Source organism: Streptomyces sp. NPDC059371, assembly GCF_042751995.1.
Lineage (GTDB): Bacteria > Actinomycetota > Actinomycetes > Streptomycetales > Streptomycetaceae > Streptomyces.
Genome location: NZ_JBHYXD010000118.1, coordinates 1 through 20,199 on the forward strand (window position 1 = coordinate 1; position 20,199 = coordinate 20,199).

The 20,199-nt window shown below is 70.3% G+C and carries 18 protein-coding genes; 10 read left to right on the forward strand and 8 right to left on the reverse strand.

What is annotated here, in order from left to right; all coding sequences use genetic code 11:
- Positions 1-43 precede the first annotated feature (43 nt).
- Positions 44-940 (reverse strand): D-alanyl-D-alanine carboxypeptidase family protein, encoded by an 897-nt coding sequence (locus ACFXGX_RS37980; protein WP_384801277.1) that lies wholly within the window; start codon positions 938-940, stop codon positions 44-46.
- A gap of 201 nt (positions 941-1,141) precedes the next feature.
- Between ACFXGX_RS37980 and ACFXGX_RS37985 the strand changes: the two genes are divergently transcribed.
- The gene (locus ACFXGX_RS37985) at positions 1,142-1,816 is read left to right on the forward strand and encodes a GntR family transcriptional regulator (protein ID WP_384801280.1); all 675 of its coding nucleotides are present in this window, start codon (positions 1,142-1,144) and stop codon (positions 1,814-1,816) included.
- The gene (locus ACFXGX_RS37990; protein ID WP_384801283.1) at positions 1,813-3,111 is read left to right on the forward strand and encodes a nitrate/nitrite transporter; all 1,299 of its coding nucleotides are present in this window, start codon (positions 1,813-1,815) and stop codon (positions 3,109-3,111) included. The genes ACFXGX_RS37985 and ACFXGX_RS37990 overlap by 4 nt, the downstream gene beginning before the upstream one ends.
- 106 nt (positions 3,112-3,217) lie before the next feature.
- On the opposite strand, the gene ACFXGX_RS37995 is transcribed toward ACFXGX_RS37990, so the two are convergent.
- Positions 3,218-4,042 carry a maleylpyruvate isomerase family mycothiol-dependent enzyme gene (locus ACFXGX_RS37995; protein WP_384801286.1) on the reverse strand — a complete coding sequence of 275 codons (825 nt, stop codon included), beginning with the start codon at positions 4,040-4,042 and terminating at the stop codon, positions 3,218-3,220.
- Between the two features lie 154 nt (positions 4,043-4,196).
- On the opposite strand from ACFXGX_RS37995, the gene ACFXGX_RS38000 reads away from it, so the two are divergent.
- Positions 4,197-5,012, forward strand: coding sequence for a carbon-nitrogen family hydrolase (locus ACFXGX_RS38000; protein ID WP_384801289.1), 816 nt, complete (start codon positions 4,197-4,199; stop codon positions 5,010-5,012).
- Between the two features lie 104 nt (positions 5,013-5,116).
- Here ACFXGX_RS38000 and ACFXGX_RS38005 read toward each other — a convergent pair whose 3' ends face one another.
- The gene (locus ACFXGX_RS38005; protein WP_384801292.1) at positions 5,117-5,611 is read right to left on the reverse strand and encodes an LURP-one-related/scramblase family protein; all 495 of its coding nucleotides are present in this window, start codon (positions 5,609-5,611) and stop codon (positions 5,117-5,119) included.
- Entirely contained in the window at positions 5,608-6,651 is a 1,044-nt protein-coding gene (locus tag ACFXGX_RS38010) for a GlxA family transcriptional regulator (RefSeq protein ID WP_384801295.1), read from the reverse strand. The genes ACFXGX_RS38005 and ACFXGX_RS38010 overlap by 4 nt, the downstream gene beginning before the upstream one ends.
- 51 nt (positions 6,652-6,702) lie before the next feature.
- On the opposite strand from ACFXGX_RS38010, the gene ACFXGX_RS38015 reads away from it, so the two are divergent.
- The 4 genes from ACFXGX_RS38015 (at position 6,703) to ACFXGX_RS38030 (ending at position 10,911) form a co-directional block, all read left to right on the forward strand.
- Positions 6,703-7,113 (forward strand): cupin domain-containing protein, encoded by a 411-nt coding sequence (locus ACFXGX_RS38015; protein ID WP_384801298.1) that lies wholly within the window; start codon positions 6,703-6,705, stop codon positions 7,111-7,113.
- A gap of 136 nt (positions 7,114-7,249) precedes the next feature.
- Positions 7,250-8,023 (forward strand): recombinase family protein, encoded by a 774-nt coding sequence (locus ACFXGX_RS38020; protein WP_384801301.1) that lies wholly within the window; start codon positions 7,250-7,252, stop codon positions 8,021-8,023.
- 45 nt (positions 8,024-8,068) lie between these two features.
- Complete coding sequence (locus tag ACFXGX_RS38025) at positions 8,069-8,851, forward strand: zinc ribbon domain-containing protein (RefSeq protein ID WP_384801304.1); 783 nt, start codon at positions 8,069-8,071, stop codon at positions 8,849-8,851.
- Between the two features lie 185 nt (positions 8,852-9,036).
- Positions 9,037-10,911, forward strand: coding sequence for an NHL domain-containing thioredoxin family protein (locus ACFXGX_RS38030; RefSeq protein ID WP_384801307.1), 1,875 nt, complete (start codon positions 9,037-9,039; stop codon positions 10,909-10,911).
- A gap of 6 nt (positions 10,912-10,917) precedes the next feature.
- Here the strand turns inward: ACFXGX_RS38030 and ACFXGX_RS38035 are convergent, their stop codons facing one another.
- From ACFXGX_RS38035 to ACFXGX_RS38045, 3 genes are all read right to left on the reverse strand, one after another.
- Entirely contained in the window at positions 10,918-11,163 is a 246-nt protein-coding gene (locus ACFXGX_RS38035; RefSeq protein WP_355765090.1) for a DUF6458 family protein, read from the reverse strand.
- 148 nt (positions 11,164-11,311) lie between these two features.
- Positions 11,312-12,607, reverse strand: a complete 1,296-nt coding sequence (locus tag ACFXGX_RS38040; protein WP_384801311.1) for a M18 family aminopeptidase — start codon at positions 12,605-12,607, stop codon at positions 11,312-11,314.
- A 152-nt stretch (positions 12,608-12,759) separates the two neighbouring features.
- Entirely contained in the window at positions 12,760-14,601 is a 1,842-nt protein-coding gene (locus ACFXGX_RS38045; RefSeq protein WP_384801314.1) for an acyl-CoA dehydrogenase, read from the reverse strand.
- A gap of 142 nt (positions 14,602-14,743) precedes the next feature.
- Between ACFXGX_RS38045 and ACFXGX_RS38050 the strand changes: the two genes are divergently transcribed.
- The 3 genes from ACFXGX_RS38050 (at position 14,744) to ACFXGX_RS38060 (ending at position 17,884) form a co-directional block, all read left to right on the forward strand.
- A complete protein-coding gene (locus ACFXGX_RS38050) occupies positions 14,744-15,235 on the forward strand; it encodes an SseB family protein (protein WP_384801317.1) in 492 nt (163 codons plus the stop codon).
- Between the two features lie 154 nt (positions 15,236-15,389).
- Positions 15,390-16,361 (forward strand): pirin family protein, encoded by a 972-nt coding sequence (locus ACFXGX_RS38055; protein ID WP_384801320.1) that lies wholly within the window; start codon positions 15,390-15,392, stop codon positions 16,359-16,361.
- A 395-nt stretch (positions 16,362-16,756) separates the two neighbouring features.
- Positions 16,757-17,884 carry an AI-2E family transporter gene (locus ACFXGX_RS38060; RefSeq protein WP_384801323.1) on the forward strand — a complete coding sequence of 376 codons (1,128 nt, stop codon included), beginning with the start codon at positions 16,757-16,759 and terminating at the stop codon, positions 17,882-17,884.
- Here the strand turns inward: ACFXGX_RS38060 and ACFXGX_RS38065 are convergent.
- Entirely contained in the window at positions 17,773-20,127 is a 2,355-nt protein-coding gene (locus tag ACFXGX_RS38065) for a SpoIIE family protein phosphatase (RefSeq protein WP_384801326.1), read from the reverse strand. The genes ACFXGX_RS38060 and ACFXGX_RS38065 overlap by 112 nt on opposite strands.
- Between the last annotated feature and the right edge of the window lie 72 nt (positions 20,128-20,199).

Below are 20,199 nucleotides of genomic sequence, written 5' to 3' on the forward strand. Positions count from 1 at the left end.
CCCCCCCGCGGCCCCCCCCCCCCCCTTCCTGTTTTCGAGTGCCTTACCTGGCGAAGGCGTAGTTCATCAGCTTCGTGGCGTCCGACGTGCGAGCGGAGATCGACGTGGAGGCGAGCACCGTGCCGATGACCGTCTTGCCGTTGCGGGTGGCGGCGAAGACGAGGCAGTACTTCGCCTCGGGACCCGAACCGGTCTTGACGCCGATCGTGCCGGAGTAGCCGGTCAGCAGCGGCTTGTTGGTGTTCTCCCACGTGTAGTAGCGGTAGCCGCCACTCGCGGTCGTCACCTTCTGCTTCGTGGAGACCGTCTTGACAACCGTCTTGAACGTGGAGTTCTTCATGGCGCTGCTGGCGATCTTCGTCAGGTCGCGCGGCGTCGACCAGTTGTTGCCGTTGCCGATGCCGTCGAACGAGTCGAAGTGCGTGTTCGTCAGGTGCAGGCTGGTCGCGGCGGCGTTCATCTTGCCGATGAACGACTTCACGCGGGCGGCGCGCGTCGTGCCCGAACCGAACTTGTCGGCGAGCGCGTAGGCGGCGTCACAGCCGGACGGCAGCATCAGACCGTAGAGGAGCTGACGGACGGTGACCTTGTCGCCGACGATCAGGTGGGCCGAGGAGGCGGTGTTGGCGACGATGTAGTCGCTGTACGCCTTCGCGACCGTGACCTTGGCGTCCAGGTTCAGGTTCGGCTGGGCCAGCACCACCTTGGCAGTCATGATCTTCGTGGTGGAGCCGGTGGACAGCTTGGTGTCCGCCGCCTTGGTGTACAGGGTCGCGGCGGTCCCGTTGTTCATAACAAAGCCGCCCTTGGCGGCGATCGTGGGTGTGGCGACGGCGCCCGCGGGCGCGGCGCCGAAGGCGCCGGCTGCCAGCACGGCACCGGTCGTGAGGGTCACAGCGGCGGCCCTGCGGAAACGCGTGCCCTTAATGCCGGTAATCAAAATGAACGCTCCGAATGCGCGAAATGCCCCTGAGAGAACGACACGTAGGGATGCCGTCCCACGTTCAGACTCGCGGAGAACGCAAAGGGATGTGCGGCGAACGGGGGAAATTCATGTGACCTGGGTTACAGGCAGGGGCTGTTGGGGTCCGCATGCTGAAATGCCCCAAGCATGCGTACGTGTTGTATCTATGATGTGCGCATGCCTTCAGCCCCTCCCGCGCCGACGCGGCCCCCCGTGAAGCAGCCGCCGGCGGCCGACCGTGTCTACGCCCACGTCAAGGACGGGGTCCTGGAGCGCCGTTACGAGGGCGGGGCCCTGCTCACCGAGGGCGAACTCGCCGACGCGGTGGGCGTATCGCGCACCCCCGTCCGGGAGGCGCTGCTCCGCCTGGAAGCCGAAGGGCTGATCAGGCTCTACCCGAAGAAGGGCGCGCTCGTCCTGCCGGTCTCCGCCCAGGAGATCGCCGACGTGGTCGAGACCCGCCAGCTCGTCGAGGAGCACGCCGCGCGCAAGGCCGTACCGGCGTCGCCGCGGCTCCTGGCCCGTCTGGAGGAACTGCTCGACCGGCAGAAGGAGCAGGCCGCCGCCGGGGATCTGGCCGGCGCCGCCGTCACCGACCGCTGCTTCCACGCCGAGATCGTCCGCAGCGGCGGCAACGAGATCCTCTCCCGGCTCTACGACCAGCTCCGCGACCGGCAGCTCAGGATGGGAGTCGCCGTGATGCACGCCCACCCCGACCGGATCACCAAGACGCTCGTCGAGCACGAGCAGATCCTCCAGGCGTTGCGCTCCGGCGACGCCGACGCGGTCGTCGGCCTCATCCACGGACACGTGAGCTGGTTCTCCAACCTGGCGCGGGGCGAGGTCCGATGAGCTCCCCGGCCACCCTGCCCGGAGACCCGCCCGGCGGCCGGCGCGCGATCGCCGTCTGGGGCATCGGCGTCTCGGTCTACTTCGTCGCGGTCATCTTCCGTACGTCCCTGGGGGTGGCCGGGCTCGACGCGGCGAACCGCTTCCACGTGGGCGCCTCCGCCCTGTCCACCTTCTCCATCCTCCAGCTCCTCGTGTACGCGGGCATGCAGATACCGGTAGGGCTCCTCGTCGACCGGCTGGGCACCAAGAAGGTGCTGACCATCGGCGTCCTGCTGTTCACGGCGGGACAACTGGGCTTCGCGTTCTCCTCGTCGTACGGCATGGCGCTCGCCTCGCGCGCCCTGCTGGGCTGCGGCGACGCGATGACGTTCATCAGCGTGCTGCGGCTCGGCACCCGGTGGTTCCCCGCCCGGCGCGGACCGCTCGTCGCGCAGCTCGCCGGCCTGGCCGGCATGGCGGGCAACCTCGTCTCGACGCTCGTGATCGCCCGGCTGCTGCACGGCGTCGGCTGGACCGCCGCGTTCGCCGGCAGCGCCGCCGCCGGTGTGATCGTCCTCGTCCTTCTGCTGCTGTTCCTGCGGGACCACCCCGAGGGCCACAGCCCGGAGCCGTTCCCGCACCAGGGCGCCGCCTACGTCCGCCGGCAGATCCTCGCGTCCTGGCGGGAGCCCGGCACCCGGCTGGGTCTGTGGGTCCACTTCACCACCCAGTTCCCGGCGATGGTGTTCCTGCTGCTGTGGGGGATGCCGTTCCTCGTCCAGGCGCAGGGACTCACGCGGGCCACGGCCGGTGAGCTGCTGACGCTCGTCGTCCTGGCCAACATGGGCGCCGGGCTGGTGTACGGACAGGTCGTCGCCCGGCACCACGCCGCGCGGCTGCCGCTGGCCCTGGGCACGGTCGCGGCGACGGCCGTCGTGTGGGCGGGAGTGCTGGTGTACCCGGGCGAGCACGCGCCGATGTGGCTGCTGGTCGTGCTGTGCGTGGTACTCGGGTTCTGCGGGCCGGCCTCGATGCTCGGCTTCGACTTCGCCCGACCCGCGAACCCGCCGGAGCGTCAGGGGACCGCGTCCGGGATCACCAACATGGGCGGTTTCGTCGCCTCGATGACGACGCTGCTGGCCATCGGTGTCCTGCTCGACGCCACCGGGGACAACTACCGGATCGCGTTCTCCGCCGTGTTCGTGCTCCAGGCGCTCGGCCTCAGTCAGATCTTCCGGCTGCGCAAGGAGGCGGCCCGCCGGGAGCGGGAGCGGCTCGTGGCCAGCCGGGTGGAGACGGTGCACGTACCGGCGTGACCGCCGAGGGCCACACCGTGCCGCTCCGCGGCACGGACGGAGGGCGGGGGAACCGCCCCCGCCCCGTTGCCCGCGTTGTTCGTTGAAGCGTTAAAGCGTCACGGCGTCACGGCGTCACGGCGAGGCCGCGCAGGATCGCCGTTGTCAGTTCCGGGTCACCCTCGGCCTTGATGCGGTCGGACACGGCATCGGGGTTGACGCGGCCACAGGTCAGCCGGACGAAGGTCTCCCAGTCGAGGGCCAGGCTGACGGCCGGACCGAGGGAGGGCGAACCGTCTATCGAGCCGCGCCCGTCGGCGTCCACACGGACGGTGCGGAGGAACTCGACGGGACCGTGCACGTCGAAGACGACCGCGGAGTTCGCCGGCGCCCCCGCGTTCTTGGCGACGATCTTCGGCAGCGCGGCCAGGAGCTGGTCCCGCACGATCTGTGAACCTGGGGAATCGAGGTTGCCCGGTCGGCCCAGCGTGTACCGCAGGTCCTGCTCGTGCACCCATACGTCGAACGCGCGGTTGCGCATCGCGTGTTCCAGGGTGACCTCGGTGCCGAGCGGGCCCCGCACCTTGGCGTCGGGCTGCCGCGACTCGTTCCGGAGCTGCCGGTTGCGGCGGATGATCGTGTACTCCAGCTCGGAGGTCATCTCCGGCGCCGTGTGGTGACGGCGCACGTCGACCTGCATCTCCATGTACCGCTGGTGTTCGTTCGTCACGTGGTAGAGATCGCGGGGAAGCGTGTGGATCGGCCGCGGGTCGCCGAGCATCTCGCAGTCCAGCCCGATGACATGCGAGACGATGTCACGGACCGACCAGCCGGGGCACGGAGTCCGCCGGTTCCACTCGCCCTCCACAAGCGGCTGCACCAGCTCGGATATCGCTTCGATCGAGTGGGCCCAGGCGTCGGCGTAGGACTGAAGACTCGGATGCAGACTCACGGAACGGGACCCCTCGGGCGGTTGGACGCGGGCATTTCACAGGCAGCGGGTGTCTTGGGACGCTAAGTTACGCTGCTGCGAGGCACCCCGGCAGTGCTTTCGTGTGACGATCGTAGGCCCGTATCGACGGCTCGAATGCCAGGACGGTGGTAGTGTGCGCGCCTCGCTCCTCCAGATCGACGTAAACGACGACGAAACGGTCGCGGACCGCAGACGCCGTGTGGCGGACCTGGTACGTGATCAAGCCGGAGTCGATCTCGTCGTGCTCCCCGAACTGTGGACCACCGGCGCCTTCGCCTACGAGGAGTTCGGGACGGGGGCCGAGCCGCTGGACGGGCCGACCCACGAGGCGATGAGCAAGGCGGCCGGTGACGCGGGCGTGTGGCTGCACGCCGGCTCGATCCCCGAGCGCGCCGCCTCCGGGACCGGCCCGGAGACCGAGGCCCCCCTCTACAACACCTCCCTCGTCTACTCCCCCGCCGGCGAACGCGTCGCCGCCTACCGCAAGATCCACCGCTTCGGCTTCGACAAGGGCGAGGCCGTGCTGATGGGCGCGGGCACGGACCTGGTGACCGTGCGGCTGCCGGAGACCGTCATCGGCGTCGCCACCTGCTACGACCTCCGGTTCCCCGAACTCTTCCGCGGACTCGTCGACGCGGGGGCGCAGACCTTCGTGCTCCCGGCCGGCTGGCCCGAGCGGCGCCGCTCTCACTGGACCCTGCTCGCCCAGGCACGCGCCGTCGAGAACCAGGCGTACGTCCTCGCCTGCGGAACGGCCGGTACGCACGCGGGAGTTCCCCAGGCCGGTCACTCGATCGTGGTCGACCCGTGGGGTGAGGTCCTCGCCGAGGCGGGTCCGGGCGAGGAGATCCTCACCGTGGAGTTCGACCCGGCCAAGGTCGAGGAGACCCGGGAACAGTTCCCGGCCCTGAAGGACCGCCTGCTGGGCCTGGACACCCCGACCCGCTGACCCGTGCCCGGCTGATCCCTGCCCGGCTGACCTGCGCCCCGCTGACCCACGCCCCGCCACGGACCGGCCGGCACCCGCCCCGACGCTGCCGGCCGGCCCTGTCCTCAGTCGTCCCCCCGTTCCTTCTCCGCCAGATGGATCACGCACACCGCGACCGCGATCACCAGTGCCGGATCGGCGTCCTCCCGTACGACGTCGACGCCGTACGTGTCCCGCAGATGCAGCCAGCGCCGGGAGATCTGGGCGAGGAGTTCGTCGTCGTAGTCCACGGCGAACTCGCGGTCGAGGATCTTGCCGCTGACGTCGAGTTCGGTGCCGTCGACCAGCGACACGCGATAGTGATTGCGGAGCAGGGACAGCCGCTTGCGCTTGATGGTCGCGAGCGGATCGCCGTCCCGCTCGATGATCATCGTGTCGCGCAGCGCGAGCATCTTCTGGTGGATGTCGATCAGGACGCGGCCGCGGGTGTCCTTGAGCTGGAAGGTGTCCCGCAGCCGCATGGCCTTGCCGTCGACGAGGAAGACCTTGTTGCCGTGGTCGTCCTCGATCCAGTAGTCGTCACCGAAACCGAGCAGCCGGTCGCGTACGAGGTATCTCATGTCGTCACCGGTTCCCCGGTGGGCGTTCCGAAACGCCGCCGGTAGGCCGACGGGCTGAGTCCGGTCGCCCGGCGCACCCGCTCGCGCAGGTTGGCGGCGGTCCCTAGTCCGCTGCGGTCCGCCACCACGTCGAGCCGGACCTCGCCGCGCTCGATGAGCCGGCAGGCGAGGGCGACGCGCCGTGCCGTCAGCCAGGCCAGCGGTGTCGTGCCGAGCTGGGCGCGGAAGCGGCGGTGCAGGGTCGCCGGGCTGACCGCGGCGTGCGCGGCGAGATCCCCGACCGTCAACGGCTCACCGAGCCTCTCCTCCGCCCAGGCCAGCAGGGGTGCCAGCGACGCGTCGGGCACGTCGGGCAGCGGCTGTCGTACGAACTGGCGCTGGCCCCCGTCGCGGTGCGCGGCGAACACCAGCCGGCGCGACACCGCGTTGGCGATCTCCGCGCCGTGATCCCGGCGGACGAGATGCAGCCCGAGATCGAGCGCGGCCGCGCTGCCCGCCGCCGTCAGCACGTCCCCCTCGTCCACGAACAGCACGTCCGGGTCCAGCAGCACGTTCGGGTGCAGTTCCCGGAAGACGTCCGTCCAGCGCCAGTGCGTGGTGGCGCGGCGCCCGTCGAGCAGCCCCGCCTCGGCGAGCGCGAAGGATCCGGTGCAGAAGCTCACCACCCGGGCGCCGCGTGCGTGGCCGCGCCGGATGGCGTCCAGGACGACGGCCCGGCGCGGGACGACGTTGTCCGGTCGCCCGGGGACGACGAGGGTGTCGGCGTCCTCCGTCGCGTCGAGGCCGGGCACTCCGCCGAGCGTGAAGAACCCGTGGTTCATCCGGACACCGGGCGTCGGCGTGCACAGGGTCAGCTCGTAGAGCGGTTCGGGACGCCCCAGTTCGGGCCGGGGAAGCCCGAACAGCTCGGTCGCGACGCCGACTTCGAAGGGGTTCGTGCCCTCGTCGACGATGACGGCGACGCGATGCGGCCGCGACGCCGGTCCCCACCGGTCCGAGTGCTCCGGGCGGTCGGCACGATGCGAGGATCCTTGCGGCATGAGCGATTTCTAGCACTCGCCGGGGTGCCCGAGGGCGCGGACGATGGACCCATGACCAGCGCACCCGCCCGACGCGGCGAACCCGTCTCCCTCGCCACCGCCCTCGCCTCCTTCGACGAGCTGTGGAGCCCCCGCATCGTCACCGCCGTCAACGACTACGACGTACGCGTCGCCAAGGTCGAGGGCGAACACGTCTGGCACGTGCACGACCACACCGACGAGTTCTTCCTGGTTCTGGAGGGCGAGCTGAGCATCGCGCTCAGGGAGCCGGGCGGCGAGCGGTCCGTCGTCCTTCCCAAGGGCTCCGTCTGCACCGTCCCGCGCGGCACCGAACACAAGCCGTACGCCCCCGCCGGCGCGTCGATCCTCCTCTTCGAACCGACCGGCACCCTCACGGTCGGCGACCGCCACGACGAGATCCCCGCCCACGTGGACGCGACGACGGGGCACGCGCTGGAATGACAGCGACCCTGATCTAACGCGGTCACGTTGCGACCGGTATGGGATGCTTTCTGGTGAAGATCCGGAATAGCTCGCTCATGCCGACAGGTGCCTGTATTTCTGTGTAGTGATGGATTCATGGATTTCCTGAATCAATGTGAGCACTCGTCAGTATCGTGATCATATGCACCAACGCACAACAGCAGACCTGTACTTGCGTCTGTCACTGGATCGAGAAGGCAAGACCGCGATCGAGCGCCAGGAAGCCGACTGCCGGGCGTGGGCGGAACGCAACGGACTGATGGTCCGCAAGGTCCACATCGACCGCGGACGTTCCGGTTACAAGAACGTCAGCCGAAAGGGATTCGACGCGGCTGTCACAGCCGTCACGGCCGGCGTCGTGGGCGTCCTGATCGTTTGGAAGCTTGACCGCTTGTCCCGCAGGGGCGTCAGCGAGATCGGCAAAGCGCTGGACGACATGGAGCGGGTGGGCGGACGGCTGGTCTCTGTCATGGAAAGCCTCGACACGAGGAACCCCGGTGCCCGGGATGCGATCGCGCTACTCGCGGATCTTGCCCTCAATGAGTCACGGGACCTCGGTATGCGGGTCGGCAACGCGAAGAGATATCTGCGTCAGAGGGGCCAGTGGATCGGCGGGCAGCCGCCGTACGGATTGCTGGTGGACCCGGAGACGAGGAAGCTCATTCACGACCCCGAGACCGCCGAATACGCCCGCCTGATCGCCGACGAAGCACTGTCGGGGAAGGCTCTCGTCCACATCGCGCGACTGCTGAACGAGCACGGGGTCGAGTCGGCGCGGGGAGGCATGTGGAACTCGTCCAGCGTCCTGCAACTCCTTCGCTCACCGGCCTTTGCCGGTCTCATGCCACAGACCGAGTACGAGGACCAGGCGGACGGAACACGCAAGTAATCGAACCGTGTGTCCCCCTACCGGGACCCGGAGACGCTCGAGGTCGTGCGTATCGGCGACGGGATCATCTCGGTCGGAGAACGCGAGCTGATCCTTCGCCAACTCGAATCACGGACCCTTCCGCCGGCCGGAAGGCGACACGGCCACAAGCAAGGAAAGTCACTGCTCACTGGCATGGCGCGCTGTGGGCTCTGCGGAGACAGGATGAGCAAGGCGGGTACGTCCTACCAGTGTTCCAGCCGCCGGATGGGACGAGGATGTACCGGCGTCTCGGCCCGGGTGGCGAGCATCGACGACTACGTGACCCGGGCATTTCTGTCCCGCTTGCCGTCTCTGGAGCCGCAGGACCCGCTGCTCGCCGTGATCGCCGATCGCTGCGTGCAGAGGCAGGACCCGGAGACGTTCGCGAAACGGGAGGCCATCGAGGCGGAAATCGCTGACGAGGAAACGCGTGTTGCGGACCTGGAAGAGGCTCGATACGTTCGCGGCGAGTTCTCTGGTGCAGTTGCCGTCGACCGATACAACGGGCTCGCCGGACGACTGCGCAACCGCATCGAGGGGCTGCGTGCGGATCTGCTGCGGATGCCGATTCCTTCCGTCGACATCGCCCCGCTCCTGGACGCCGAGCTCTTGCGTGAAACCTGGGCCGCCGGCGATGCGGTCGGCAGGCGCGAGTGTCTTGGCCTCGCAATCGACCGTGTGGAAGTTCGGCGTGGGCGAGTAGGCGCCAGGTTCGACGGTGGCGAGCGTTGCCGGATCGTCTGGGCGACGAAGGGAGGGACTGGGGCGACGTCGGGTGGTGACGAAGCGGTGGAATTCGGGTGGTGACGAAGCGGTGGAATGACGGGCAGGACCTATCAGCTCCTGGACCGACCAGGACCAGGTCCTGGTATCGCACGGCGAAGGTCCGTGTCCGCCCTCGGATACCCGATCAGCGTTCCGCTCGCAGGCCTTGACGCGGGTGGGTGATCCGGCGCGATCCGGCGCCCAGGTTCGAGTGGCAGGCTTGAACCATGAACGATGCAGCTTCCAGGCCCACCCCCGTACGTCGCCGTGTCCGTGTCCGTGCTCCCGAGCTGACCGGCAAAGGCGGATGGATCAACACAGGTGGCAAGGATCTGAAGTTGGCCGACTTCCGAGGGCGGACACTGATCGTTGATTTTTGGACCTTCTGCTGCATCAATTGCCTGCACGTCCTGGACGAGTTGCGGGAGCTGGAGGAGAAGCACCGGGACACCGTGGTGATCGTCGGGGTGCACTCGCCGAAGTTCGCGCACGAGGCGGAGCACCAGGCGGTCGTCGACGCGGTGGAGCGCTACGGGGTGGAGCACCCGGTGCTCGACGACCCGGAGCTCGCGACCTGGAAGCAGTACGCCGTACGGGCCTGGCCGACGCTCGTGGTGATCGATCCCGAGGGGTACGTCGTCGCGCAGCACGCCGGTGAGGGGCACGCCCACGCCATCGAGCGGCTGGTGGCGGAGCTGGAGGCCGAGCACGCGGCGAAGGGGACCCTGCGCCGGGGCGACGGGCCGTACGTGGCGCCCGAACCCGAGCCGACCGTGCTGCGCTTCCCGGGCAAGGCGCTCGCCCTGCCGAACGGCAATCTGCTGGTCAGCGACACGACCCGGCATCAGCTCGTGGAGCTGGAGGAGGACGGCGAGACGGTCGTCCGGCGCATCGGATCAGGTGTCCGGGGCTTCGTGGACGGCGGCGCCGAAGAGGCGGGGTTCAGCGAGCCGCAGGGACTCGCCCTGCTCGATGAGGGCGCGGTCGTCGTCGCGGACACCGTGAACCACGCGCTGCGCCGGGTCGACCTTTCGACCGGTGAGGTCACCACGCTCGCGGGCACCGGGCGCCAGTGGTGGCAGGGCTCGCCGACGTCGGGACCGGCGCGCGAGACCGATCTGTCCTCGCCGTGGGACGTGGCCCTGTTCGGCGGGAAGGTCTGGATCGCCATGGCGGGTGTGCACCAGCTCTGGGCGTACGACCCGGGGACGGGGACCGTCGAGGTCACCGCGGGCACGACGAACGAGGGGCTGGTCGACGGACCGGGGTCCGAGGCCTGGTTCGCGCAGCCGTCGGGCCTCGCCGCCACCGCGGACCGGCTCTGGCTGGCCGACTCCGAGACCTCGGCGCTGCGCTGGGTCGACCCGGACGGGAGTGTGCACACCGCCGTCGGCACCGGGCTCTTCGACTTCGGGCACCGCGACGGTGCGGCCGGCCAGGCCCTGCTCCAGCACCCGTTGGGGGTGACCGCGCTGCCCGACGGTTCGGTCGCGGTCAGCGACACGTACAACCACGCGCTGCGCCGGTACGACCCCGCGACGGGTGAGGTGACCACACTGGCGACGGATCTGCGGGAGCCGAGCGACGCCGTGCTCGTCGGGGACGACATCGTGGTGGTGGAGTCCGCCCGGCACCGGCTGACCCGGCTGCGGCTGCCCGAGGAGGCGGTACGGGTGGAGTCGGTGGCCCACCGCACGCGGCGCGCGGCCACCGACGTCGCCCCCGGAGCCGTCCGGCTTGACGTGATCTTCCAGGCTCCGGCCGGACAGAAGCTCGACACGCTCCCCCAAGCTCTCGACTCCGCTCGAGCCGGGGGGACCCCCATCGGCCCGTCCACCCGGCTCCTCGTGTCCGCCACCCCGCCCGAGCTGCTGCTCGCCGGTGAGGGTGCCGGCACCGATCTCTCCCGGTCCGTCGAGCTGAACCCGGCCGTCCCCGAGGGCGTGCTGCACGTCTCGGCGATGGCCGCGTCCTGCGACGACGATCCGGCCAACGAGTACCCGGCCTGCCATGTCCATCAGCAGGACTGGGGCGTGCCGCTCCGCCTCACGCGGACCGGCACGAACCGGCTGTCCCTGGTCCTCGCGGGCATGGACGACTGACCCGGCTCAGACGCCGTAGCCGTCCGTGTAACCGTCACGGCGGCGCCGGTCGTCGTCCACGACCGTCGCGGTCGGCGGTACGACGACGCGCCTGCGCCTCGCGATGCTGCTGAAGGTCGTCACGCCGATCAGTCCGACGATCATGAGGATCACGCCGACGAGGTGAAGGTTGACCCCCTGCATGTGCCAGTCGGTCGCGAAGGTGAGGATCGCCCCCGCGGCGATCAGGATGATGCATCCGCCCAGGCCCATGGGTGTCGTCTCCTTGTGATGGCAACTCCGAGTCGTTCCGGACCCGTTCCGGGTACCCGGGACCTCGCGAGCCATGCGGAGGCGATCGCTCACGACAACGGCACGCCGTCGCTCGCGACGGCGTGCCGTTGTCCTTCCGCCCGGAGAACTACCCCTCCAGGAACGCCACCAGCGCGTTCGTCAGGAGGAACGGGTCGTCCGCGGCGCAGAGTTCGCGGGCGCTGTGCATGGACAGGATGGCCACGCCGATGTCGACCGTGCTGATGCCGTGCCGTGCCGCCGTGATGGGGCCGATGGTGGTGCCGCAGGGCATGGCGTTGTTGGAGACGAAGGACTGGAAGGGCACGCCGGCCTTCTCGCAGGCGGCGGCGAACACGGAGCGGCCCGAACCGTCGGTGGCGTAGCGGTTGTTGACGTTCACCTTGAGGATGGGGCCGCCGCCGGCGCGCGGGTGGTGCGTCGGGTCGTGCCGCTCGGCGTAGTTGGGGTGCACGGCGTGGCCGGTGTCGCAGGAGAGACAGACGGTGCCGGCGAAGGCGCGTGCCCGGTCCTCGTAGGAACCGCCGCGGGCGAAGACAGAACGTTCCAGCACACCGCCGAGCAGCGGTCCGTCGGCGCCGGTGTCGCTCTGCGAGCCGTTCTCCTCGTGGTCGAAGGCGGCGAGGACCGGGATGTAGGACAGTCCGGAGCCGGCCGTCGCGACCGCGGCCAGCGCGGCCGCGGCCGCGTGCACGGACAGCAGGTTGTCCATGCGCGGCCCGGCGAGCAGTTCCCTGTCGCGGCCCAGGTAGGCGGGCGGCTCGACGGAGTGGGTCATCAGGTCCCAGCCGGTGACCTGGCCCGCGGGCAGCCCCGACTCCTCCTCCAGGAAGGAGATCAGGTCGCCCTCGCGGGCGTCGCCGAGTCCCCAGACGGGCTGGAGGTGGCGCTGCTTGTCGAGCTTGAGGCCCTCGCTGCTGACGGAACGGTCGAGGTGGATGGCGAGCTGCGGCACGCGCAGCAGGGGGCGGTCGATGTTGACCAGGCGGGTCGAGCCGTCGCGCAGCGACAGGCGTCCGGCCAGGCCGAGGTCGCGGTCGAGCCAGGAGTTCAGCAGCGGTCCGCCGTAGATCTCCACGGCGACCTGCCGCCAGCCGTGCGCCCCGGTGTCGGGCAGCGGCTTGACCCGCAGGTTCGGGGAGTCGGTGTGCGCGCCGATGATCCGGAACGGGGTGTGCGGATCGGCGCCCTCCGGCACGTACCAGGCGATGATCGCCCCTCCGCGCAGCACGTACTTCCCGCCGGCGGTCCCCTCCCACGCGTCGGTCTCGGCGACCTGACGGAATCCGGCCTTCTCCAGCCGCTCGGCGGCGGTCGCCACGGCGTGGTACGGCGTCGGGCTCGCCGCGAGGAAGGACATGAGGTCGTCGGTGTGGCTGCGGTCGAACCGGGTGGGTGCACTCATGGGTTCACCTTAACGACGCGCGAAGGCCCGCTCCCGGGGTTGGGAACGGGCCTTCGTAAGGGGGATGTGAAGGGTGGACACCTTGGGACACCTGAACGCACGGACAGGCGTCGGGCCGGTGCCCGCCCGTCCGGACAGGGGCCGGCGGGGCCTTAGAAGGCGGCCTCGTCCAGCTCCATCAGGTCCAGGTCGACGCCCTCGGCGAGCTTGCGCGCACCGGTGACGCCCGGCAGCACGGTGGCGGCGAAGAACTTCGCGGCCGCGATCTTGCCGGTGTAGAAGGACACATCCTTGGAGGACACGGCCTTGGCGGAGGCGGTCTCCAGCTTCTCGGCGGCGACGGCGGCACCGCGCAGCAGCAGGTAGCCGACGACCACGTCACCGGAGGCCATCAGGAGGCGGGTGGTGTTGAGGCCCACCTTGTAGATGTTCTTGACGTCCTGCTCGGTGGCGGCGAGGTCGGTCAGCATCAGGCCGACGATGGCCTCCAGCTCGACGGCGGCCTTGGCGAGCTGCTCACGGGCGGTGGACAGCTCCTCGCCGCCCGTGCCGAGGGCCAGGAACTTCTTGATGTCCTCGGCGAGGGAGTTCAGCGCGGCGCCCTGGTTGCGGACGATCTTCCGGAAGAAGAAGTCCTGGCCCTGGATCGCGGTGGTGCCCTCGTACAGCGTGTCGATCTTGGCGTCGCGGATGTACTGCTCGATCGGGTACTCCTGCAGGAAGCCGGAGCCGCCGAAGATCTGGAGCGACTGGGCGAGCAGCTCGTAGCCCTTCTCGGAGCCGTAGCCCTTCACGATCGGCAGGAGGAGGTCGTTCAGGGCCTCGGCGGCGGCGGTGTCCTCACCGGCGGCCTCCAGGACCTGGATCTCGTCCTGGATCGCGGCGGTGTGCAGGACCAGGGCGCGCATGCCCTCGGCGTACGCCTTCTGCGTCATGAGCGAGCGGCGCACGTCCGGGTGGTGCGTGATGGTGACCTTGGGCGCGGCCTTGTCCATGAAGTCGGCCAGGTCGGTGCCCTGGACGCGCTCCTTGGCGTACTCCAGCGCGTTCAGGTAGCCGGTCGACAGCGTGGAGATCGCCTTCGTGCCGACCATCATGCGGGCGAACTCGATGATGCGGAACATCTGGCGGATGCCGTCGTGCTTGTCGCCGATCAGCCAGCCCTTGGCGGGGTGGCGGTCGCCGAAGGTCATCTCGCAGGTGTTGGAGGCCTTGAGGCCCATCTTGTGCTCGACGTTCGTCGCGTACACGCCGTTGCGCTCGCCCAGCTCGCCGGTCTCGAAGTCGAACTCGTACTTCGGGACGAGGAAGAGGGACAGGCCCTTGGTGCCGGGGCCGTGGCCCTCGGGGCGGGCGAGGACGTAGTGGAGGATGTTCTCCTCCATGTCGTGCTCACCGGAGGTGATGAAGCGCTTCACGCCCTCGATGTGCCAGGAGCCGTCGTCCTGCTGGATCGCCTTGGTGCGGCCGGCGCCCACGTCGGAGCCGGCGTCGGGCTCGGTGAGGACCATGGTGGAGCCCCAGCGCTTCTCGACGGCCATCGTGGCGATGTGCTTCTGGACGTCGTTGCCCTCCTCGAAGAGGATGCCCGCGAACGCGGGGCCGGAGGAGTACATCCACACGGCGGGGTTCGCGCCGAGGATCAGCTCCGCGTACGCCCAGATCAGGGAGCGGGGCGCGGTGGAGCCGCCGATCTCCTCGGGCACGCCCAGACGCCAGTACTCGGAGTCCATGAACGCCTTGTACGACTTCTTGAAGGAAGCCGGGACCGGCGCGGTGTTGGTCTCCGGGTCGAAGACCGGGGGGTTGCGGTCGGCGTCCGTGAAGGACTCGGCCAGCTCGTTCTCCGAGAGGCGGGTCAGCTCCTCGAGGATGGTCTTGGCGGTGTCCGTGTCCATTTCCGCGAACGGGCCGGTGCCGTACAGCTTGTCGCGCCCGAGCACCTCGAAGAGGTTGAACTCGATGTCGCGGAGATTCGACTTGTAGTGCCCCATGGCGACGGCTCCGTAAGGGATCGGCGAGGCACTGACTCCTCGCATCTGGTTCACGTACCAACAAGTAGCTTCGATAATGCTACCCGCCAGTAATAAGAAGCAACCCCGAGTCGGCCATATGTGGCCCACTACTCTTTGACGCATGTACGGCTACGAGCAGAACGCAGGCGCCCAGCAGGGGTACGTCCCGCCGCAGCAGCAGATGCCCGGCCAGATGCCGGACGGGCAGATGGCGGGCGGGTACGGCCAGCAGCAGCCCCTGTACCCCGAGCCGTCCCCGCCGTCCCTGCCGGACGCGGTCCGCGCCTTCACCACGGGCGCACTGGCCGCCGAGGACTTCCAGCAGGTCTTCGCCACCTCGAAGGTCTACTGCCCGCGCGGCGACAACCCCGGGTTCCTCGCGCTGCACAACACCCAGCAGCCCGTCATCCCGATGTTCAGCTCGCTGAAGGAGCTGCGCCGGTACGCGGGCAAGGAGTCCAAGTACTTCGTGATCACCGGTGCCGAGGTGATCGACCTGCTGCCCACGGGCTACGGCTTCGTGATCGACATGGAGGGCAAGCACCGGATGGTCTTTGACGCGAAGGCCGTGGAGCAGATGGTGGACTTCGCGATGCGCCGTATGTACGGCTGACGGCCCCTCCGGGTGCCGTCGGCCCCGGGTGTCCGCTCGGCCGGATGCCTCTCGAACCTGTGACGCCCGGAGGGAATGCCCTCCGGGCGCACGTCGTTACGGGTAGCAGAAAGTTCAACCCTCAACTAAACTCGAAGCACAAGGAGGTACCGACATGCCCGCAGTGACTGTCGAGAACCCGCTGGCCCTGCCCCGTGTGGCCGCGCCGACCGACGCCGTGGACCGTCCCGTGCTCACCGTGACGACCGCGCCCCAGGGCTTCGAGGGTGAGGGTTTCCCGGTCCGCCGTGCGTTCGCCGGGATCAACTACCGGCACCTGGACCCGTTCATCATGATGGACCAGATGGGTGAGGTGGAGTACGCGCCGGGCGAGCCGAAGGGCACCCCCTGGCACCCGCACCGCGGCTTCGAGACCGTGACCTACATCATCGACGGCATCTTCGACCACCAGGACTCCAACGGTGGCGGTGGCACGATCACCAACGGTGACACCCAGTGGATGACGGCCGGGTCCGGCCTGCTCCACATCGAGGCGCCGCCGGAGCACCTCGTGATGTCGGGCGGGCTCTTCCACGGGCTCCAGCTCTGGGTGAACCTGCCGGCCAAGGACAAGATGATGGCCCCCAGGTACCAGGACATCCGGGGCGGAACCGTGCAGCTTCTCAGCACCCCGGACGGCGGCGCGCTCCTGCGGGTCATCGCCGGAGAGCTCGACGGCCACCAGGGTCCGGGCATCACGCACACCCCGATCACCATGGTCCACGCCACGCTGCGGCCGGGTGCCGAGATCACCCTGCCCTGGCGCGAGGAGTTCAACGGCCTCGCCTACGTGCTGGCCGGACGCGGCAGCGTGGGCGCCGACCGCCGGCCGGTCCACACCGGCCAGACCGCCGTCTTTGGCGCGGGCTCCGCGCTGACCGTCCGGGCGGACGAGAAGCAGGACTCCAACACGCCCGACCTGGAGGTCGTGCTGCTCGGCGGCCGGCCGATCCGGGAGCCCATGGCCCACTACGGCCCGTTCGTGATGAACACCCGCGACGAGCTCCAGCAGGCCTTCGAGGACTTCCAGAAGGGCCGCCTGGGGACGATCCCGGCGGTGCACGGGATGTCGGAGGGCGGGCTGTAGCCCTCCGCCGAGGTCCCGCGCGAGGGGCGTGGGTCCCGCGCTCCCTCGCGGCCACCCCTTGAGCGCCGGCGCTCGCGAAAGCCCCGTCCACCGAACCGGACGGGGCTTTTCCGTGCGCCGTGCGTCGGATGCCGGGTGGCTGGACGCCATGCGCCGGATGCCGGATGCCGTGCGCGGATGCCGGGTGGCCGGACGCCGTGCGCTGGACGCCGTGCGCCGGACGCCGTGCGCCGGACGCCGTGCGCCGGACGCCGTGCGCCGGACGCCGTGCGCCGGACGCCGTGCGCCGGACGCCGGACGCCGTGCGCCGGGTGGCCGGGCGGACTGTCGGGGGCTCCTCCCCCGTTCGGGCTTCCCCGGGCGCCGGTCCGGCTGACGCATGGTCAGCTGACAGGGTGCAGCTACTCCCCGAGGGCGCCCGGCGGCTGGCGGCCTGGTGTGTCGTGATCCTGCTGGCCGCCGGGGTCGGCTGGGTGGGGATCCTGCTGTGCGGGGAGTTCCGCACGGCGGTGGTGCCGGTGCTCCTCGCGCTGCTCGGGACCGCCCTGCTCGGGCCGCTGTACCGGCGGATGGTCAAGGCACGGCTCAACCGCTCCCTCGCCGCCGCCCTGACCTGCGCCGCGGTGGCCGTCGTGGTCGGCGGTGCCGTCTACGTCGTCGTCGCCGCGCTCATCCACACCGGCGCCCAGATCGTGTCCTCGCTCCGGCAGGCTTCCCGCTCCGTCGCCGAGCACTTCGGAGCGGCGGGCACCTCGCTCGACGACATCGCCGCCAACTCCAAGGACCTGCTGTCCAAATTCGGCGGCACGGCCGCGGCCAACGTCGTCAGCGGCGTGAGCGTCGTGGCCGAGACCCTCGCCATGGCCTTCCTCGCCCTGCTGCTCGTGTTCTTCTTCCTGCGCGACTCGCACCGGGTGGCCGGATCGCTCAGGTCGCTCGCGCCCCGGGGGACCGCGGACGTCGTCGAGGCCATGGCCCGGCGGGCCTACGGAGCCGTCGAGGGCTTCATGCGCGGAACGACGATCATCGCGCTCATCGACGCCCTCTGCATCACCGTCGGACTCCTGGTCCTGCGCGTCCCGGGCGCGGTCGGGCTCGGCGCGCTGGTCTTCGTGGGGGCGTACATCCCGTACCTCGGCGCGTTCATCTCCGGCACGGTGGCCGTCCTGGTCGCCCTCGCCGACCGGGGGTTCGTCATCGCCCTGTGGACGCTCGGGGTCGTACTCGCCATCCAGATGCTGGAGGGGTACGGCCTCCAGCCGCTGATCCAGAGCCGGCAGGTTCAGATGCATCCGGCGGTGGTGCTGCTGGCGATCACGGCGGGCGCGTCCGTGGCGGGCGTCCTCGGCATGCTCCTCGCCGTCCCCCTGACGGCGGCGGCCTTCGGCGTCGTGCACGAACTCCGTGTGCGCTACGCGCCGGAAGGACCCGACGGGCCGCCCGGACCGGAGGGTTCGGAAGGACCGGGCACACCCGGATTCCCCGGAGTGCCGGGAGCACCGGGCCCGTCCGCGGATTCGTAGCCGCCGGCGGACTCGTCCGTCGCCTCGGCGAACGCGTCCCACGTGTCGAGCAGCGCGGAGGCGTGAGGGGCCCCGGCCTCGCCGGAGTCCGTGTCCGCCTCCTCGGCGAACTCGAACCAGATGCTCTTGCCCTGACCTCGCGGGTCCACCCCCCACGCGTCCGCGAGCATCTCGACGAGCACCAGTCCGCGTCCGGACGACGCCAGCTCCCCGGGATGGCGCCGGTGCGGCAGGGCGTCGCTGCCGTCGGTGACCTCGATCCGCATCCGCCGCTTGCCGGGTTCGCCCGCCACCTCGGCGACGAGCAGCGCGTCCGCGTCGGTGTGCACGAGGACGTTGGTGACCATCTCGGAGACGAGCAGGACCGCGGAGTCGAGCTGGTCGGCGGAGGCCCAGTCGTGCAGCAGCTCACGGAGCTGCTGACGGGCGTCCGCGATCCGCTCGGGCTCGGCCTGCGCCACGGTCAGCATCGTGCGGCGCACCAGGGGCCGTACGGGCGCCGTGTCGTCTCCGGCACCCGTGAGCGGCAGCCGGGACAGCAGCAGCACCGCGATGTCGTCCTCGCGCCGGTCGGCCAGCGGACCGGTGGTGTGGTGGGAGGAGGGCCCGTGCACGGCCTGGACGAGCGCGTCGGCGAGGGTCTCCATGTCGCCGTCGTGGGATTCGAGGGTCCGGCGGATACGGCGCCAGCCGGTGTCGAGGTCGTGGCCGCCGGTCTCGATGAGCCCGTCGGTGCAGATCAGCATGGTCTCGCCCGGCTCCAGGAGGAGCCGGGTGGTCGGGTAGTCGGCGTCCGGGTCGATGCCGAGCGGCAGCCCGCCCGCCGTGGGCCGCATCAGCACGGTCCCGTCCGCCATCCGTATCGCGGGGTCCGGATGCCCGGCACGCGCGATGTCCAGCGTGCCCGTCGCCGGGTCGACCTCGACGTACAGACAGGTCGCGAAGCGCACATCGGCGGGGTCCGCCGGCTCCTCGCCGGCTTCGGCGCCGCCGCTCGACCCGTAGGTCACCGAGTCGGTGACCCCGAAGAGGAAACGCGCCGCCCGTGACAGCACCGCGTCGGGCCGGTGCCCCTCGGAGGCGTAGGCGCGCAGGGCTATCCGGAGCTGGCCCATCAGGCCCGCCGCGCGGACGTCGTGGCCCTGCACATCGCCGATGACCAGGGCGTAGCGGCCGGCCGGCAGCGGGATCACGTCGTACCAGTCGCCGCCGACCTGGAGACCCCCGCCGGTCGGGACATAGCGTGCGGCGACGCTCATGCCCGGCATCTGCGGGCCGAGCGTCGGCATCATCGAGCGCTGGAGGCCGTCGGTCAGCTCCCGCGCGGTCTCGGCGGCTCCGGCGCGGGAGAGGGCCTGCGCGAGCATGCGGGCGACGGTCGTCAGGACCGAGCGCTCGTCGGGCGTGAAGGTGACGGGGTAGGTGAAGGCCGCCATCCACGCGCCCATGGTGCTGCCGGCGACCGTGAGCGGGAGGAACGCCCACGACTGCCGCCCGAAGTGCTGGGCGAGGGGCCAGGACGCCGGGTAGCGGTCCCTGTAGTCGTCGGGGGTGGAGAGGTAGACGGCGCGGCCCGTGCGGACGACCTCGGCGGCCGGGTAGTCCGTGGCCAGCGACATGTGCGAGAAGGGGCCCTCGTCGCCCGGCTGGTGCCCGTGGTGGCCGATGATCGTCAGCCGGTCGCCCTCCGCGCCGAAGACGGCGAGACCGTCCGGTGAGAACCCGGGCATCGAAAGGCCCGCCGCCACCCGCAGTACCTCCGCGGTGGACCGGGCCTCGGCCAGCGCCCGTCCGGCGTCCAGCAGGAACGCCTCCCGTGAGCGGCGCCAGTCCCCGGTGACGGGGGTGCGCGCGGCGGCGCCCGGAGGCTGCTCGCTGACCTCCTGGAGGGTGCCGATCAGCTCGAACTGCCCGGTCTCGGGGTCGATGAGCGGCTTGGACCGGCTGCGGACCGTGCGCAGCTCCCGGCCGTGCTCGTCCATGATCCGCATCCGGGCCTCGGCGAGGGTGCCCTCGGCCACCGCGAGCTGCACCACCCCGTCCATCTCGTTCCAGTCGACGGGGTGGACATGGGAGCGCGCGCCCGCCGCGGTGAGGGTCGTCCGTTCCGCCGGTATGCCGATCAGCCGTGCGGCCTCCGCGTCGAAGGTGACGAGTCCCGAGGCGTTGTCCCAGCGCCACACGCCGGTGGCGAGAGTGGCCAGGACGTCCCCCACCGAGGGCAGGGGCTCACCAGTGCGCATGCGCCCACTGTAGGAACAGGTGATCGGTGCCTGCCACCGATGCCCGGCGCGGCGCGGAGCGCCCAATGAGGG

Excerpts from the sequence above, each read along its gene's own strand:
- ACFXGX_RS38045 (WP_384801314.1), bottom strand. The coding sequence starts at position 14,601 with ATGGGGCACTACAAGTCGAATCTCCGCGACATCGAGTTCAACCTCTTC.
- ACFXGX_RS38015 (WP_384801298.1), top strand. The coding sequence starts at position 6,703 with ATGACCAGCGCACCCGCCCGACGCGGCGAACCCGTCTCCCTCGCCACC.
- ACFXGX_RS37990 (WP_384801283.1), top strand. The coding sequence starts at position 1,813 with ATGAGCTCCCCGGCCACCCTGCCCGGAGACCCGCCCGGCGGCCGGCGC.
- ACFXGX_RS38030 (WP_384801307.1), top strand. The coding sequence starts at position 9,037 with ATGAACGATGCAGCTTCCAGGCCCACCCCCGTACGTCGCCGTGTCCGT.
- ACFXGX_RS38010 (WP_384801295.1), bottom strand. The coding sequence starts at position 6,651 with ATGCCGCAAGGATCCTCGCATCGTGCCGACCGCCCGGAGCACTCGGAC.
- ACFXGX_RS38065 (WP_384801326.1), bottom strand. The coding sequence starts at position 20,127 with ATGCGCACTGGTGAGCCCCTGCCCTCGGTGGGGGACGTCCTGGCCACT.
- ACFXGX_RS38040 (WP_384801311.1), bottom strand. The coding sequence starts at position 12,607 with ATGAGTGCACCCACCCGGTTCGACCGCAGCCACACCGACGACCTCATG.
- ACFXGX_RS38035 (WP_355765090.1), bottom strand. The coding sequence starts at position 11,163 with ATGGGCCTGGGCGGATGCATCATCCTGATCGCCGCGGGGGCGATCCTC.
- ACFXGX_RS37985 (WP_384801280.1), top strand. The coding sequence starts at position 1,142 with ATGCCTTCAGCCCCTCCCGCGCCGACGCGGCCCCCCGTGAAGCAGCCG.
- ACFXGX_RS38055 (WP_384801320.1), top strand. The coding sequence starts at position 15,390 with ATGCCCGCAGTGACTGTCGAGAACCCGCTGGCCCTGCCCCGTGTGGCC.
- ACFXGX_RS38050 (WP_384801317.1), top strand. The coding sequence starts at position 14,744 with ATGTACGGCTACGAGCAGAACGCAGGCGCCCAGCAGGGGTACGTCCCG.
- ACFXGX_RS38005 (WP_384801292.1), bottom strand. The coding sequence starts at position 5,611 with ATGAGATACCTCGTACGCGACCGGCTGCTCGGTTTCGGTGACGACTAC.